Here is a 15,000-nt window from a genome sequence, read left to right as displayed (position 1 = left end):
CGAAATTTCCTAACATAAGTAAACGGATTAAATATCTTTTTCAATCTTATACCCCACTCCCCATACTGTTTTTATATATCTAGGTTTCCTTGGATTCTCCTCAATCTTTTCACGCACTTTCCGAATGTGCACCATTACGGTATTATCAGACTGGAAAGATCGTTCGTTCCACACCTTTTCATAAATTTGCTCCGCACTAAACACCATACCTGGATTTCTAGCTAGCAATTCTAAAATTGAAAATTCCCTCGGAGTTAGTTTCACTTCTTCTCCGTCCACAATAACTTTATGGGTCGAGATGTTTATTTTCATCTCTCCAATTTCTAGCTCGTCCTCATTTTGTATAGCGAAACCATTCATTTTCATATAACGGCGTAACTGAGATTTAATTCTTGCGATTAACTCTAACGGATTAAATGGTTTCGTTACATAATCATCTGCACCCGTTGTTAACCCTAAAATCTTATCCATATCTTGCGTTTTCGCAGAAAGCATAATAATAGGCATTTCTTTCGCTTCCCTTACCTTCATACACATATGAATACCATCCACTTTCGGCATCATAATATCTAATACGACTAGATGTACTTCATTTTCTTCCAATAGACGTAATCCTTCTTCTCCGTCTCCTGCTTGTAATACTTTATATCCTTCATTCTTTAAATAGATTGTAATTAAATTCCGAATTTCTTTTTCATCATCTACGACAAGTATTGTTTCGTGTGCCACAATATCTCCCCCATCACTTTTTTAATCCCTAACTTCTATTATAGGAAAACTTCTGAAGAAAAACGCTCGGAAATCCTTAAGATTTTCTGAAGACGCAAAAAAGGTCTAGACTCCCCTTAAGTCTAGACCTTTAAAAAACCCCTTTTATTTACGAACATAGATGAAATATAGTACGAATAAAACTCCCATAACATACATAATCGGATGAACCTCTTTACGACGACCACTCACAACCATTGTAATTGGATAGAAGATAAATCCAATCGCAATCCCAGTTGCGATACTATACGTAAGTGGCATAGAGATAATTGTAAAGAATGCTGGTACTGCAATCTCGAATTTCTTCCAATCAATTTCCCCTAAGGAAGAAACCATCAAGATTCCTACAATAATTAAAGCCGGTGCCGTTACAGCTGGCGTTACAACACTTAGTAATGGCGAGAAGAATAGTGCCAGTAAGAAGAATCCTGCTGTTACAACTGCTGTAAATCCAGAACGTCCTCCTGCTGCTACCCCTGCAGACGATTCAATGTAAGACGTTGTTGTTGATGTACCTAAAATCGCACCAATTACAGTTGCAATCGCATCTGCAAATAACGCTTTTCCTGCACGTGGTAATTTATTGTTCTTCATTAATCCTGCTTGATTTGCAACCGCTACAAGCGTACCTGCTGTATCAAAGAAATCGATAAAGAAGAACGTTATAATAACAATCCCCATTTGAACTGTGAAAATATCTCCGAAGTGCGTTAACGCCGCGCCGAACGTTGGTTCTAGACTCGGTATTGCTCCCACCACAGCTTTCGGAGTATCAATTAATCCTGTTGCAACTCCTAAGATCGCTGTAAGAATCATACCGTAGAATACTGCACCATTAACTTTCTTAATCATGAAGATGATCGTAGTAACAACCCCGAAGATTGCTAGTAACGTTGTGCCCTTTGTTAAGTCCCCCAACCCAACAAGAACCGCATCGTTTTTCACGATAATTCCGGCATTTTGGAATCCAAGGAAAGCAATGAATAATCCAATACCTGCTGCTACTGCAAACTTTAACTCCGATGGAATTGCATTAATGATTTTTTCACGAATACCTGAAGCAGTAAGAATAATAAAGATAATACCTGACATTAATGTTCCGGCAATGGCCGTTTGCCACGGAATACCCATCGTTAACACTGCTGTATAAGCAAAGAACGCGTTAATTCCCATACCTGGCGCTAAAGCAATTGGATACTTCGCGAAAATACCCATAATTAACGAACCGATCGCTGCCGCTAATGCCGTAGCAACGAATACTGCACCTGGATCCATCCCTGTACCTGCTGGTAACCCTTTAACATTTCCAAGCGACAGCGTAGCAGGATTGACAAATAGTACGTAAGCCATAGATAGAAATGTCGTTAACCCTGCTATGAACTCAGTCTTATAATTCGTACCGAGCTCATCAAACTGAAAATAGCGTTTCATCCTATGTTTCCCCCGTTATATGATTACTCGCCGTATTTCACCCTAGCCCTCTTTTATCCCGAGAAATAAAAAAGGCTTCCATTGCATATATACATGGAAGCGTTCTATAAACAAAGACAAGTTTCCCCTCATCTTTATACAAACGCCTCGTAGTCAAGCCATTTACGGTAGCTAGGTAGAAACTTTCGGGCCATATCCCCGATATTATACGACGGCTATAATATTCACTTTTCGTTTGAATTACATAATCATATTAACTCGACGAAGTAGTTTTGTCAATTTAAAAACGAACATTTTCATAAATTTTTATAGTTTCGTTCGTATTAATACCAAAATAAAAAAGATCCATCTATGCATAAGCAATAGATGGACCTTTTTATAAATACTATTCCCACTCAATAGTTGCTGGTGGCTTACTCGTTACATCATACACGATACGGTTAACGTGTTTTACTTCGTTTACGATACGTACAGAGATTTTCTCTAATACGTCCCAAGGGATACGTGCCCAGTCAGCTGTCATACCGTCGATAGATGTTACCGCGCGGATACCTACTGTGTAATCGTAAGTACGCTCGTCACCCATAACACCTACACTACGCATACCAGGAAGCGCAGTGAAGTATTGCCAGATTTCGCGGTCTAAGCCCGCTTTAATAATTTCTTCGCGTAAAATCGCATCAGATTCACGAACGATTTCTAATTTCTCTTCTGTGATTTCACCTAATACACGAATACCAAGACCAGGTCCTGGGAATGGTTGACGCCATACGATTTCATCAGGAATTCCTAATTCTGATCCTAATACACGTACTTCATCTTTAAATAAAGTGTTTAAAGGCTCAATTAATTTGAACTGCATGTCTTCTGGAAGTCCACCAACGTTATGGTGAGATTTAATTGTTTGTGCAGTCGCTGTACCACTTTCAACGATATCTGTATAAAGTGTACCTTGCGCCAAGAAGTCCATACCTTGCAATTTAGAAGCTTCATCATCAAATACGTAAATGAATTCGTTACCGATGATTTTACGTTTTTGTTCTGGATCTTCTACACCTTTTAACTTGTCCATGAAGCGATCTTTTGCATCTACTTTAATAACGTTCATATGGAAGCCTTCGCTAAATGTTTTCATAACGCCTTCTGCTTCGCCTTTACGAAGTAAACCGTGATCAACGAAAATACATGTTAATTGGTCGCCGATTGCTTTATGAATTAATACTGCTACAACAGAAGAGTCTACACCGCCACTAAGTGCGCATAGTACTTTTTTGTCTCCAACAGTTTCACGAATCTTTTCTAATTCTACTTCGATAAAGTTCTCCATGTTCCATCCTTCAGAACAACCACATACGCCGAATACGAAGTTTTTAATTAAATCGTTACCGTGCTCAGAGTGACGTACTTCTGGGTGGAATTGTACACCGTATAAGTTTTTGTCTTCATTGCTCATACCAGCAATTGGACAAGACTCACTTGTTGCGTCTACTACGAATCCTTCAGGTAAACCAGTTACTAAGTCACCATGGCTCATCCATACAACTTGCTCTTCTGGAAGGTTCGCATATAATTTTGATTCGTTCTCTACTTTAAGAACAGCTTTTCCGTACTCACGGTGATTTGCACGCTCTACTTTACCACCGAAGTGTTGCGTCATAAGCTGCATACCGTAACAAATACCGAAGATTGGTAAACCTAGTTCAAAGATTTTTTCATCACAATGTAATGCACCTTCACCGTATACGCTATTTGGTCCACCAGAGAAAATAATCCCTTTTGGATTCATTGCTTTAATTTCTTCTGCAGTAATTGTATGTGGATGAAGTTCACTGTATACACCGAACTCACGAATTCGACGTGCTATTAACTGATTGTATTGACTTCCAAAATCTAAAACGATAATTGTATCGTGTTGTTTCTTCAAAATAATCACCCCAACGTTAGTTCTCGTATATAAATATTTTCACCAATTTGGCGAAAAGCATTACCAATATAATAAAAAAAGCCAGTCCTCCGCCTCTAGTCTCATAACAAAGAAAAGGCAGGGGTCTGGCTTTATAAAGAAAGATAGTCTCCGCTCTTTATAAATATAAGACACACTGCCTTCATAGTCAGGTTGTTTACGGTAACCCGGTAGAGACTCTCAAACCATATCATTGAGGATATATGAAGGATCGTTTTATATTATCTTCCTAGATTCTAACAATGAAGTATCAATATGGTCAAGAGAGAAAGCGACAAAATTCTACAGAAATTCATTTCCTTTTCTAAAAAACATAAAAAAACATCCATTTCTATATAGAAATGGATGTTTTTTAGGACAAACGGAATTACATCATTCCGCCCATACCACCCATGCCCATGCCGCCCATGTCAGGCATTGCTGGTGCATTTGGTTCTGGCTTGTCAGCTACTACAGCTTCAGTTGTTAAGAACATAGCTGCAACAGATGCTGCGTTTTGAAGTGCAGAACGAGTTACTTTAGCTGGATCTACGATACCAGACTCAAGCATGTTAACCCATTCGCCAGTAGCTGCGTTGAAACCAACGCCTACTTTTTCGCCTTTTAGACGCTCTACAACTACAGATCCTTCTAGACCAGCGTTGATTGCGATTTGACGAACTGGCTCTTCTAGTGCGCGAAGTACGATGTTGATACCTGTTGCTTCGTCGCCTTCAGCTACGATAGAAGCTACTTTTGTGTATACGTTCATAAGTGAAGTACCACCACCTGCAACGATACCTTCTTCTACTGCTGCACGAGTTGAGTTAAGTGCATCTTCAATGCGAAGTTTGCGTTCTTTCAACTCAGTTTCAGTTGCTGCACCTACTTTAATTACCGCTACGCCACCTGCAAGTTTTGCAAGACGCTCTTGTAATTTTTCACGATCGAATTCAGAAGTTGTTTCTTCTAATTGCGCACGGATTTGACCGATGCGAGCTTCGATTTGTTCTGTGCTTCCTACACCTTCAACTACAGTTGTGTTTTCTTTCGTTACAACAACTTTACCAGCGCGTCCTAAAGATTCAACTGTAGCAGATTTTAAGTCACGGCCTAATTCTTCAGTGATTACTTCGCCACCAGTTAAGATCGCGATATCTTCTAGCATTGCTTTACGACGGTCACCAAATCCAGGAGCTTTAACAGCTACTACATTGAATGTACCACGAAGTTTGTTCACTACTAATGTAGCTAACGCTTCGCCTTCTACATCTTCAGCAATGATAAGAAGTGGTTTACCTTGTTGTACCACTTGCTCTAATACTGGTAAGATTTCTTGAATGTTAGAAATCTTTTTGTCAGTGATTAAGATGTATGGGTTATCAAGAACTGCTTCCATTTTGTCAGAATCAGTAATCATGTAAGGAGATGCATATCCACGATCAAATTGCATACCTTCTACTACGTCTAATTCTGTTGTGAAGCCTTTAGATTCTTCTAAAGTAATAACGCCGTCGTTACCAACGCGCTCCATTGCTTCAGCAATTAATTGACCTACTTCTTCGTCAGCAGCAGAAATAGCAGCTACTTGTGCGATAGAAGATTTACCTTCGATTGGTTTAGAAATCGTTTTTAATTCTTCAATTGCAGCAGTAACAGCTTTTTCGATACCTTTACGAAGACCCATTGGGTTCGCACCAGCTGTTACGTTTTTAAGACCTTCACGAATCATAGCTTGCGCTAATACAGTTGCAGTTGTTGTTCCGTCACCAGCTACGTCATTTGTTTTGCTAGCAACTTCTGCTACTAATTTCGCACCCATGTTTTCGAATGCATCTTCTAATTCGATTTCTTTTGCGATTGTTACACCATCATTTGTAATAAGTGGTGAACCAAATTTTTTCTCAAGTACAACGTTACGACCTTTTGGTCCAAGCGTTACTTTTACTGCATTTGCAAGAGTGTCGACACCGCGAAGCATCGAACGACGTGCTTCTTCACTAAATTTAATATCTTTTGCCATAATAATTGACCCCCTTGGATTTTTTAAGATTTATATAATTAACCGATAACTGCTAAAATGTCACTTTCACGTAAAATCAAGTAGTCTGTACCTTCATATTTCACTTCAGTACCTGCATATTTTGAGAAGATGATAAGATCACCTGCTGCTACCTCTAAAGCAACACGCTCACCATTCTCAAGCACTCGACCAGTACCTACTGCAACAACTTTACCCTCTTGTGGTTTTTCTTTTGCAGTATCTGGTAATACGATACCACTTGCTGTTTTTTCTTCTGCTTGAACAAGCTCAATTACAACGCGATCACCTAATGGCTTTAGCATGAACAATAACCTCCTCATTTTGTTATGTAAATTTCTTTTATTAGCACTCAAGTCATCCGAGTGCTAACACACTTATAATAATAAATAATCTCAATTTCTTTTGCAAGTAAAAAAATCATAATTTTTTCGCAAATCACTATATAAACTTTCTATATAGAATACTGCCTTTACTATATGAATCGTTGTTTCCACTGCTCGTATGTTACAATATGAAAGGACACCCTAAGTTGTTTTCGCTACACACACAACTTTCTCCTGTCTTCTATTATAATTTCAAATAAGGATTTACGAAAAAAACATAATTCAAGTGAGGTTTATATCGTAGGTAGCATATTTACATGTTATCCTAACTTATCTCATACACTATAGTTAGAAAGGATGGTTAAACCATTTGAAGAAACAATACTGGTGGATTATCGTTACATACATTTTAATGCAGTTATCCGGCGTTGTTGGATTACCACTTCTCCTAAAAACAGGACTCTACGATAATAGAGGATTTACCATTGAGGAAAAAGGACAAATCATAACGGGACACTGGGCAATTATTAGCTTCTTTGTTGCATTATGTATCGTACTTTGGTTACTTAGAACAGATATTCGTGACAGGCATTTAGATCCAATGCGCTCTTCTATCCCAGCTACTATTGGATGGATTTTCATCGGGTTCTTCTTAGCAATCATCTCACAATCCATTGCAGGTATGATTGAAATGTATGTATTTGGGGTTCCACGTGAATCTGAGAATACAGACAGACTGATGGACATCGCAAGAACGATACCTTGGTTCCTTATTGTTGTATCTATAATTGGACCTATCTTAGAAGAAATCGTATTTAGAAAAATTCTATTCGGCACGCTTTATAAGAAGTTTAACTTCTTTATCGCAGCTATCATTAGTTCGCTTGTATTTGCAGCAATTCATTTTGATTTTACTCATTTATTGGTATACACTGCTATGGGGCTCGTATTCGCCTTCTTATATGTGAAGACGAAACGTATTATCGTTCCGATTGCAGCTCATGTTGCGATGAATACATTAGTCGCTATTGGGCAAATTTTTATGAGCAATGAACAAATTCAAGAAATGATTAAAGAAGCTGAAAAAATGCAAGGCTTTATCGGAGGATTTTTTGTATGAGAAACTCACCATTGTTCATGGCTGCACTATACTTCCTTCTTGGATGTATCTTTACACGCTTCGCCATTACGAACGTGACAGATACAATCTGGAATATGTGGACAATACTATTTGCAGTTATGGCAACAATTGATTTTAATTTGGCACTTCGCCTTATATTAGTTAAATTCACAAAGAAGAAACAATAATAAAACGCAGAGGTCGCTTCCTCTGCGTTTTATTGTGGATAGTTTTTCAAAAAGTAAACTAATGTTTGTAACTCTACAGCTAAATCAATATGATGAATTCTAATATTCTCTGATACGTTTAATCGTGCTGGTGTGAAATTCAAAATACCATGTACGCTCGTTTCAGCTAATCTATCTGCTACAGCTTGTGCTACTGTAGCCGGTACTGTTAATATTGCCACTTGTATATCATTTGATAATCTCTCTTCTAATTCATCTAAATGGTATACAGGAATGCCCCCGATTTCTGTTCCAACTTTCTCTTCACTAACATCAAATGCCATTTCAATTTTTGTATTATTGTTTTTCGTGAAATTATAATGTAAGAAAGCGGTCCCTAAATTACCTACTCCAATAAGTGCTACACGTGTTATATCATCTTGATCAAGTGTTTCACGGAAAAATGATAATAAATAATTTACGTTATATCCATATCCCTTTTTCCCTAACGCTCCAAAATACGAAAAATCTCTTCGTATTGTTGCGGAATCTACTTTTACTGCCTCACTCAATTCGGCCGATGAAACACGCTGCTTACCAGAAAGAGATAAGTTTTGGATAAATCGATAGTATAGAGGCAATCTTTTAGCAGTGGCTTGTGGAATCTTTTGCTGATCCATATGACCTCTCCTCTCTTCCTATCTTTATTCATATACTTTAATCAAATACAGAAGTTTAGCACTCATTAAATTCCTTGTATAATAAAGAAAAGAAGTATTCTCTCTTTATTTTAAACTATACACTATTTTTAGTATGATTGAGAAATATAAACATGGCAAAGTTAAGAAATTATTTGAGGTGAAAACATTGATTTTATTACAAGTAAACGCGCTTTCGAAATTATACGGTGCAGAAACGATTCTTGCAAACATAAAATTGGAAGTACAAACAAAAGATCGTATCGCATTAGTTGGAAGGAATGGAGCAGGCAAATCTACATTATTAAAAATTATCGCTGGTGAATTATCTCATGACGGTGGCGAAATTATAAAACCTAAAGATGTCTCAATCGGATATTTAGCTCAAAATACTGGACTAGAAACGTCTTTAACAATTTGGGATGAAATGCTAACCGTCTTTACCCACTTACAGCAAATGGAGACAAAACTTCGAAGGCTTGAGCAAGAAATGGGAAAAGAAGAAAACTTTTCAAACGAAGCTACATATGAAAGATTGTTAGCTGATTATGACCAATTGCAACTCAATTATAAAGATCAAGGTGGATATCAATATGAAGCGGATATTCGCTCCATTTTAAGCGGCCTTGGCTTCCCAGTTGAAACGCACCAGACGACGATCTCTACTTTAAGCGGCGGGCAAAAAACAAGATTAGCTCTCGGGAAATTATTATTAACAAAACCAGACTTACTTATTTTGGACGAGCCTACAAACCATTTAGACATCGAAACATTAACGTGGCTTGAGCAATATTTACAAGGTTATCCTGGCGCAATATTAATCGTTTCACATGACCGTTATTTCTTAGACAAACTTGTTACACAAGTATATGAAATTTCGAATAAAGAAAGCAGACGATTTGTTGGTAACTACAGTAAATATTTAGACTTAAAATCAGCATTATATGAGCAAGAAATGAAACGTTACGAAAAACAACAAGATGAAATCGCAAAACTTGAGGACTTCGTTCAAAAGAATATAGCTCGCGCTTCTACAACGAAACGTGCTCAAAGTCGTCGTAAACAACTAGACAGAATGGAATTATTAACGAGACCATTAGGGGATTCTAAGTCAGCATCATTCCACTTCGATATTGAAAAGCAAAGTGGAAATGATGTTTTACAAGTAAATGATGCAACCATCGGCTATGATGAGAACCCTATAATTGAACATGTAACTATGCGCTTAACTCGCGGAGATAGTGTTGCTTTAGTTGGTCCAAACGGAATTGGGAAATCCACATTGTTAAAGTCTATTGTGAATAAGTTACCACTATTAAATGGTGATGTTTCTTTCGGATCAAATGTATCTGTTGGTTATTATGATCAAGAACAAGCAAACTTAACATCTTCTAAACGGGTTTTAAATGAATTATGGGATGAATATCCACTGCAACCTGAAAAAGAAATCCGTACTATACTCGGGAATTTTTTATTCACAGGAGATGATGTACTGAAACCAGTATCTTCTCTTAGTGGTGGACAAAAAGCTCGATTAGCTCTTGCAAAACTTATGATGCAAAAGTCAAATTTGTTAATTCTAGATGAGCCTACGAACCACCTTGATTTAAATAGTAAAGAGATTTTGGAGAATGCTTTAATTGATTACCCAGGGACTCTTCTATTCGTCTCACATGACCGCTACTTTATTAACCGTGTAACAACGACTGTGGTTGAGTTATCAACAGAAGGTGCACAGGAATATTTAGGGGATTACGATTACTACGTTGAAAAGAAAAATGAAATGATTGAACGTGCAGAACTTGAACAGCAAGAAAGTGACATTCCTGTTCAAAAAGTGGTTGCACAAGAGAAATTAAATTATTTAGAAGAAAAAGAGCGTAAAAAACTAGAGCGTCAACGCACCAGAAAAATTGAAGAGCTAGAACAAAGTATATTAGAATTAGAAGAAGAAATTGCTACGTTAGAAGATCAACTTTGCTTACCAGAAATATATGCAGATTATGAAAAAGCTAGTGAAATTACAACTAAAAAGCAAACGCTACAAGAACAACTTGAAACTTGTATGGCAGAATGGGAAGAGCTGCATGTATAAGCATATTTAAATAAAAAAGATGTCTCATAAGTCAGGATTTTTGACTATGCGACATCTTTTTTTCTTTTAATACAGAAACAATTTTTTGAGTATATCAATCGTAACTTAGAATATACCAACGATTTTTCAAATATATCTATTGTAACCCTATATATATTAACAATTCGACACGAAATATCGATTTAACGACAAAGATTGACAATATTAGCATCTTCTATAATAGGGGGATGTTTCAAAATGTTTTTCGGGGATATCTTCTTACTTTTTATTTCCCGAAAAAGAACAAATTCAAAGGTCTGACATCATCCTATTTATCCACAATTTTATACACATATCCACCTTTATAAAATAAACCTTAAAATACCTTTTCCACATTATCCACAATCGACAAAAAAGTTATCAACATTTTATATACACAATAAAACCCATATTATCAACAGACAATATGGGTTTTATCCACAACCTGTGGTTAATTATGTGCATAACTATGCTTCAATATCTAATCCTGGATTTGCATTTAAGGCTAATGTTGCACGCTTACCTTGTTCATAAGCAATTGTCCCTGCGGCTGCAATCATCGCTGCATTATCTGTGCATAAAGATAGCGGTGGAATAATTAATTCAATGTTTTCTTTTTGTGCAAATTCCTCTTCTAATCGCGCACGAAGTCCTTTATTAGCAGCTACTCCACCAGCAAGAAGTAATTGCTTTACATTATAAGCTTCTGCTGCACGAGCTGCTTTCGTTACAAGTACATCTATTACACTTTCTTGGAAACTTGCCGCTAAATCTTCTGGCGCAATTTCTATACCGCGTTGTTTTGCGTTATGCACAGTGTTGATAACTGCTGATTTCAATCCACTAAAGCTAAAATCATATGAATCCGGTTCTAGCCATGCACGAGGCAAATCAATTGTCGGTTCTCCTTCATGTGCAAGGCGATCAATATGAGGACCACCTGGATATGGCATAGATAACGTACGAGCTACTTTATCATATGCTTCTCCAGCTGCATCGTCTCGTGTTTCACCAATTACTTCGAATGAACCATGTTCTTTCATATAAACAAGTTCTGTATGCCCACCGGATACAACAAGTGATAATAACGGGAATTGAACTTCTTTTACTAAACGGTTCGCATAAATATGACCAGCAATATGATGAACACCGACTAACGGAATATCATGTGCAAACGCTACTGCCTTCGCTGCATTTACTCCAATTAGAAGTGCTCCTACTAAACCAGGACCTTCTGTTACAGCAATTGCATCAATATCATCAAATGTGATGTTTGCTTCCTTTAAAGCTTCTTCTAACACAACTGTAATTTCTTCTACATGATGACGGGATGCAATCTCTGGTACAACGCCGCCAAAACGTTTATGACTTTCAATTTGTGATGCAACGACATTCGCAATAATTTCCGTTCCATTTTTAACAACTGCTACTGCTGTTTCATCACAACTTGTTTCAATACCAAGTATAATCGTATTTTTTTCCATTATATATTCACCCACATTACGAGACCATCTTCCTGATTGTCTGCATAGTATCGTTTACGAATCCCACCATTTTGAAATCCGTATTTTCTGTATAACTGCTTTGCTACTTCATTTGATACACGTACTTCAAGTGTCATTGTTTTTACCCCTAGTTCTTTCGCTTCAGAAATAACTGCTTTCAATAGGGCATCTCCTAACTTTTGACCTCGGTATTCTGGCAAAATAGCTATATTCGTTATATGTGATTCATCAATAATTATCCACAATCCACAATACCCGACTACACGACCATCTTTTTCTAACACAATATAATGTGCATGTTCATTCATCGTTAATTCACGATGAAAGGCATCTGCAGTCCAAGGAGTTGAAAAAGACGCTTCTTCAATAGCTACAATTTGAGCAATATCATCAAGCTCCATCTTTCTAAATATCATATCCATCTTCTGCAAGCTCCTACTTGTTTTGACTTTCTAACCACTTTGTTTCAGCTTCAGCTAAACGAAGATAGCTCGGAACAAACGTATGCACATCTTGTTCTTCTTTTTGTAATCCTAAGAATGCTAGCTCACTTGGTCTTGGATTATTTTTAGTAAATGGAGCGAATACAGCTTGATCACCTAAATGTTCTATAATTGTTTCTTTATGCAATTTAACATCGTTACCGATAAATAAAACAGGCTGTCCTTTATCTTTTAACATTTGCAACCAGTCCACAATAAGAATAATTCGGTCTTCTTCTATTGAAGTTAACTGCTCTCCTTCATATGTATATAACCCTGTATAAATTTGCCCACGTCTTCCATCAAATAAAGGACAAATTAACCCGTTAAAGTTAGCACCGTTTGCAGCTACTACCTCTAAACTTGATACACCTACAATTGGTATTTGAAGTGACCAAGCTAATGTTTTTGCCGCTGTCACGCCTATGCGAACACCTGTATAGGATCCAGGTCCAGCAGCTACAACGATTTTAGTTAATTCCTTCGGTTTTACGCCACACTCTTTTAACAGTTTCTCTACAGCTGGCATAAGACGTACAGAATGGTTTTTCGTTAAATTTGTAATGATTTCCCCAATTACGTTTCCTTCCTCAATAAGGGATACACCCATTACGTAATTTGAAGTATCAATTGCTAGTACTTTCATCTTGTAATAGCTCCTCACATAATCTAATATAGCGATCTCCAATTGGCTCGAGTATAATTCTTCTTGTGTCATCTCCAGCATGGAATAAACTAATTTGTAACTTTTCATTTGGTAAATATGCCTCTATTAAATGAGCCCATTCTACTACCGTAATTCCTTCACCGTAGAAATATTCATCAAAGCCTAAGTCCTCTTCACTTTCTGCTAAGCGATACACGTCCATATGATATAGCGGTAATCTTCCTTTATATTCTTTAATGATATTAAAGGTAGGACTATTTACAACTCTTTTCACTCCAAGACCTTTTGCTAGTCCCTTTGTAAAAGTCGTCTTACCAGCTCCAAGATCTCCTTCTAAAATAATTACATCTTGTGCCTCTACGAGCTCACCTAGTTTTTCTGATAACCTTTGTGTCTCCTCAGAAGATTTTGTTGTTACTTCATATTTACTCACAGACTTCACCTACTTTACTCACAATGTTCTCTGCTCTTTATTATACAGGTTTTGAATATATAAAAAAGTCCTTAGGAGTTGTCCTAAGGATAGTTTGACTGTCTTTATTAGTTTTTTGTTAAAACAAATAAAAAAATACGAAACAACTTGTTTCGTTCTTTTCTTTATATGAAATGGCGGTCCCGACCGGGGTCGAACCGGCGATCTCCTGCGTGACAGGCAGGCATGTTAACCACTACACCACGGGACCATTTGGTTGCGGGGACAGGATTTGAACCTGCGACCTTCGGGTTATGAGCCCGACGAGCTACCGTGCTGCTCCACCCCGCGACAATATAAATAGCTTGGCGACGTCCTACTCTCACAGGGACAAGGTCCCAACTACCATCGGCGCTAGAGAGCTTAACTTCCGTGTTCGGTATGGGAACGGGTGTGACCTCTCTGCCATCATCACCAAACTATGAAGGCATATTCCTTCAAAACTAGATAACATTGCTACATATTATATGGTTAAGTCCTCGATCTATTAGTATTCGTCAGCTCCACATGTCACCATGCTTCCACCTCGAACCTATCAACCTGATCATCTTTCAGGGATCTTACTAGCTTACGCTATGGGAAATCTCATCTTGAGGGGGGCTTCATGCTTAGATGCTTTCAGCACTTATCCCTTCCGCACATAGCTACCCAGCTATGCCCTTGGCAGAACAACTGGTACACCAGCGGTGCGTCCATCCCGGTCCTCTCGTACTAAGGACAGCTCCTCTCAAATTTCCTACGCCCACGACGGATAGGGACCGAACTGTCTCACGACGTTCTGAACCCAGCTCGCGTACCGCTTTAATGGGCGAACAGCCCAACCCTTGGGACCGACTACAGCCCCAGGATGCGATGAGCCGACATCGAGGTGCCAAACCTCCCCGTCGATGTGGACTCTTGGGGGAGATAAGCCTGTTATCCCCGGGGTAGCTTTTATCCGTTGAGCGATGGCCCTTCCATGCGGAACCACCGGATCACTAAGCCCGACTTTCGTCCCTGCTCGACTTGTAGGTCTCGCAGTCAAGCTCCCTTATGCCTTTGCACTCTACGAATGATTTCCAACCATTCTGAGGGAACCTTTGGGCGCCTCCGTTACACTTTAGGAGGCGACCGCCCCAGTCAAACTGCCCACCTGACACTGTCTCCCGGGTCGATAAGACCCGTAGGTTAGAATTTCAATACAGTCAGGGCGGTATCCCACCAGCGCCTCCACCGAAGCTAGCGCTCCGGTTTCAATGGCTCCCGCCTATCCTGTACAAACTGTACCA

General features: G+C 38.3%; 14 protein-coding genes, 2 tRNA genes, 2 rRNA genes and 2 riboswitches (2 of these 20 only partly in view). Of the genes, 3 read left to right on the top strand and 15 right to left on the bottom strand.

Translation table 11 applies throughout. From position 1 onward, the window contains the following. From MKY21_RS01505 to groES, 6 genes are all read right to left on the bottom strand, one after another. A protein-coding gene (locus MKY21_RS01505; protein ID WP_000719230.1) for a sensor histidine kinase crosses the window boundary here: on the bottom strand, positions 1-44 show its 5' portion. It extends 1,462 nt beyond the left edge of the window; the window shows 44 of its 1,506 coding nt (coding positions 1-44); its start codon is at positions 42-44; the stop codon falls past the left edge of the window. Then, positions 28-729 carry a response regulator transcription factor gene (locus MKY21_RS01500; RefSeq protein WP_000929884.1) on the bottom strand — a complete coding sequence of 234 codons (702 nt, stop codon included), beginning with the start codon at positions 727-729 and terminating at the stop codon, positions 28-30. The genes MKY21_RS01505 and MKY21_RS01500 overlap by 17 nt, the downstream gene beginning before the upstream one ends. Before the next feature lie 144 nt (positions 730-873). Further along, the gene (locus MKY21_RS01495) at positions 874-2,199 is read right to left on the bottom strand and encodes an NCS2 family permease (protein WP_000833094.1); all 1,326 of its coding nucleotides are present in this window, start codon (positions 2,197-2,199) and stop codon (positions 874-876) included. Between the two features lie 130 nt (positions 2,200-2,329). Next, a riboswitch (purine riboswitch) is annotated at positions 2,330-2,431 on the bottom strand. Positions 2,432-2,584: 153 nt separating this feature from the next. Continuing rightward, positions 2,585-4,123 (bottom strand): glutamine-hydrolyzing GMP synthase, encoded by a 1,539-nt coding sequence (guaA, locus tag MKY21_RS01490; RefSeq protein WP_000743913.1) that lies wholly within the window; start codon positions 4,121-4,123, stop codon positions 2,585-2,587. A gap of 164 nt (positions 4,124-4,287) precedes the next feature. Further along, positions 4,288-4,389, bottom strand: a riboswitch (purine riboswitch). 140 nt (positions 4,390-4,529) lie between these two features. Further along, positions 4,530-6,164, bottom strand: coding sequence for a chaperonin GroEL (groL, locus tag MKY21_RS01485; protein ID WP_001029993.1), 1,635 nt, complete (start codon positions 6,162-6,164; stop codon positions 4,530-4,532). 38 nt (positions 6,165-6,202) lie between these two features. Beyond that, positions 6,203-6,487, bottom strand: coding sequence for a co-chaperone GroES (gene groES / locus MKY21_RS01480; protein ID WP_000917311.1), 285 nt, complete (start codon positions 6,485-6,487; stop codon positions 6,203-6,205). 391 nt (positions 6,488-6,878) lie between these two features. Between groES and MKY21_RS01475 the strand changes: the two genes are divergently transcribed. Next, positions 6,879-7,628, top strand: a complete 750-nt coding sequence (locus tag MKY21_RS01475; RefSeq protein WP_000745327.1) for a CPBP family intramembrane glutamic endopeptidase — start codon at positions 6,879-6,881, stop codon at positions 7,626-7,628. Next, positions 7,625-7,816 (top strand): YdiK family protein, encoded by a 192-nt coding sequence (locus MKY21_RS01470; RefSeq protein WP_001246201.1) that lies wholly within the window; start codon positions 7,625-7,627, stop codon positions 7,814-7,816. Before MKY21_RS01475 ends, MKY21_RS01470 begins: the two co-directional genes overlap by 4 nt. A 29-nt stretch (positions 7,817-7,845) precedes the next feature. Here MKY21_RS01470 and MKY21_RS01465 read toward each other — a convergent pair whose 3' ends face one another. After that, entirely contained in the window at positions 7,846-8,475 is a 630-nt protein-coding gene (locus MKY21_RS01465) for a redox-sensing transcriptional repressor Rex (protein ID WP_000372699.1), read from the bottom strand. Between the two features lie 187 nt (positions 8,476-8,662). Here MKY21_RS01465 and MKY21_RS01460 point away from each other — a divergent pair, with 187 nt between their 5' ends. Then, on the top strand, positions 8,663-10,588 hold the full coding sequence (locus MKY21_RS01460; RefSeq protein WP_000602145.1) for an ABC-F family ATP-binding cassette domain-containing protein: 1,926 nt from the start codon (positions 8,663-8,665) through the stop codon (positions 10,586-10,588). A gap of 485 nt (positions 10,589-11,073) precedes the next feature. On the opposite strand, the gene tsaD is transcribed toward MKY21_RS01460, so the two are convergent. From tsaD to MKY21_RS01420, 8 genes are all read right to left on the bottom strand, one after another. Next, entirely contained in the window at positions 11,074-12,090 is a 1,017-nt protein-coding gene (gene tsaD, locus MKY21_RS01455) for a tRNA (adenosine(37)-N6)-threonylcarbamoyltransferase complex transferase subunit TsaD (protein ID WP_000414585.1), read from the bottom strand. Next, positions 12,090-12,533 carry a ribosomal protein S18-alanine N-acetyltransferase gene (gene rimI / locus MKY21_RS01450; protein ID WP_000367190.1) on the bottom strand — a complete coding sequence of 148 codons (444 nt, stop codon included), beginning with the start codon at positions 12,531-12,533 and terminating at the stop codon, positions 12,090-12,092. Before rimI ends, tsaD begins: the two co-directional genes overlap by 1 nt. A gap of 13 nt (positions 12,534-12,546) precedes the next feature. Continuing rightward, on the bottom strand, positions 12,547-13,239 hold the full coding sequence (tsaB, locus tag MKY21_RS01445) for a tRNA (adenosine(37)-N6)-threonylcarbamoyltransferase complex dimerization subunit type 1 TsaB (protein ID WP_000865753.1): 693 nt from the start codon (positions 13,237-13,239) through the stop codon (positions 12,547-12,549). After that, the gene (tsaE, locus tag MKY21_RS01440) at positions 13,220-13,693 is read right to left on the bottom strand and encodes a tRNA (adenosine(37)-N6)-threonylcarbamoyltransferase complex ATPase subunit type 1 TsaE (protein ID WP_000049644.1); all 474 of its coding nucleotides are present in this window, start codon (positions 13,691-13,693) and stop codon (positions 13,220-13,222) included. The genes tsaB and tsaE overlap by 20 nt, the downstream gene beginning before the upstream one ends. Positions 13,694-13,867: 174 nt before the next feature. Continuing rightward, positions 13,868-13,943, bottom strand: a tRNA-Asp gene (locus MKY21_RS01435). A gap of 3 nt (positions 13,944-13,946) precedes the next feature. Then, positions 13,947-14,023: transfer RNA gene (locus MKY21_RS01430), tRNA-Met, on the bottom strand. 12 nt (positions 14,024-14,035) lie between these two features. Further along, positions 14,036-14,151 (bottom strand): 5S ribosomal RNA (gene rrf, locus MKY21_RS01425). Positions 14,152-14,199: 48 nt separating this feature from the next. Continuing rightward, positions 14,200-15,000: ribosomal RNA gene (locus MKY21_RS01420) — 23S ribosomal RNA — on the bottom strand; it runs 2,122 nt beyond the window's last position.

The organism is Bacillus sp. FSL R9-9497 (assembly GCF_038005805.1).
GTDB classification, from domain to species: domain Bacteria; phylum Bacillota; class Bacilli; order Bacillales; family Bacillaceae_G; genus Bacillus_A; species Bacillus_A cereus.
The sequence above is the reverse complement of the archived record's forward strand: the minus strand, read 5'-3'. Positions and strand labels throughout refer to the sequence as shown.

Bases quoted from the DNA above. Each gene is read 5' to 3' on its own strand.
- groES (WP_000917311.1), bottom strand. From the start codon at position 6,487: ATGCTAAAGCCATTAGGTGATCGCGTTGTAATTGAGCTTGTTCAAGCA.
- tsaB (WP_000865753.1), bottom strand. From the start codon at position 13,239: ATGAAAGTACTAGCAATTGATACTTCAAATTACGTAATGGGTGTATCC.
- MKY21_RS01495 (WP_000833094.1), bottom strand. From the start codon at position 2,199: ATGAAACGCTATTTTCAGTTTGATGAGCTCGGTACGAATTATAAGACT.
- MKY21_RS01470 (WP_001246201.1), top strand. From the start codon at position 7,625: ATGAGAAACTCACCATTGTTCATGGCTGCACTATACTTCCTTCTTGGA.
- MKY21_RS01465 (WP_000372699.1), bottom strand. From the start codon at position 8,475: ATGGATCAGCAAAAGATTCCACAAGCCACTGCTAAAAGATTGCCTCTA.
- groL (WP_001029993.1), bottom strand. From the start codon at position 6,164: ATGGCAAAAGATATTAAATTTAGTGAAGAAGCACGTCGTTCGATGCTT.
- tsaD (WP_000414585.1), bottom strand. From the start codon at position 12,090: ATGGAAAAAAATACGATTATACTTGGTATTGAAACAAGTTGTGATGAA.
- rimI (WP_000367190.1), bottom strand. From the start codon at position 12,533: ATGGATATGATATTTAGAAAGATGGAGCTTGATGATATTGCTCAAATT.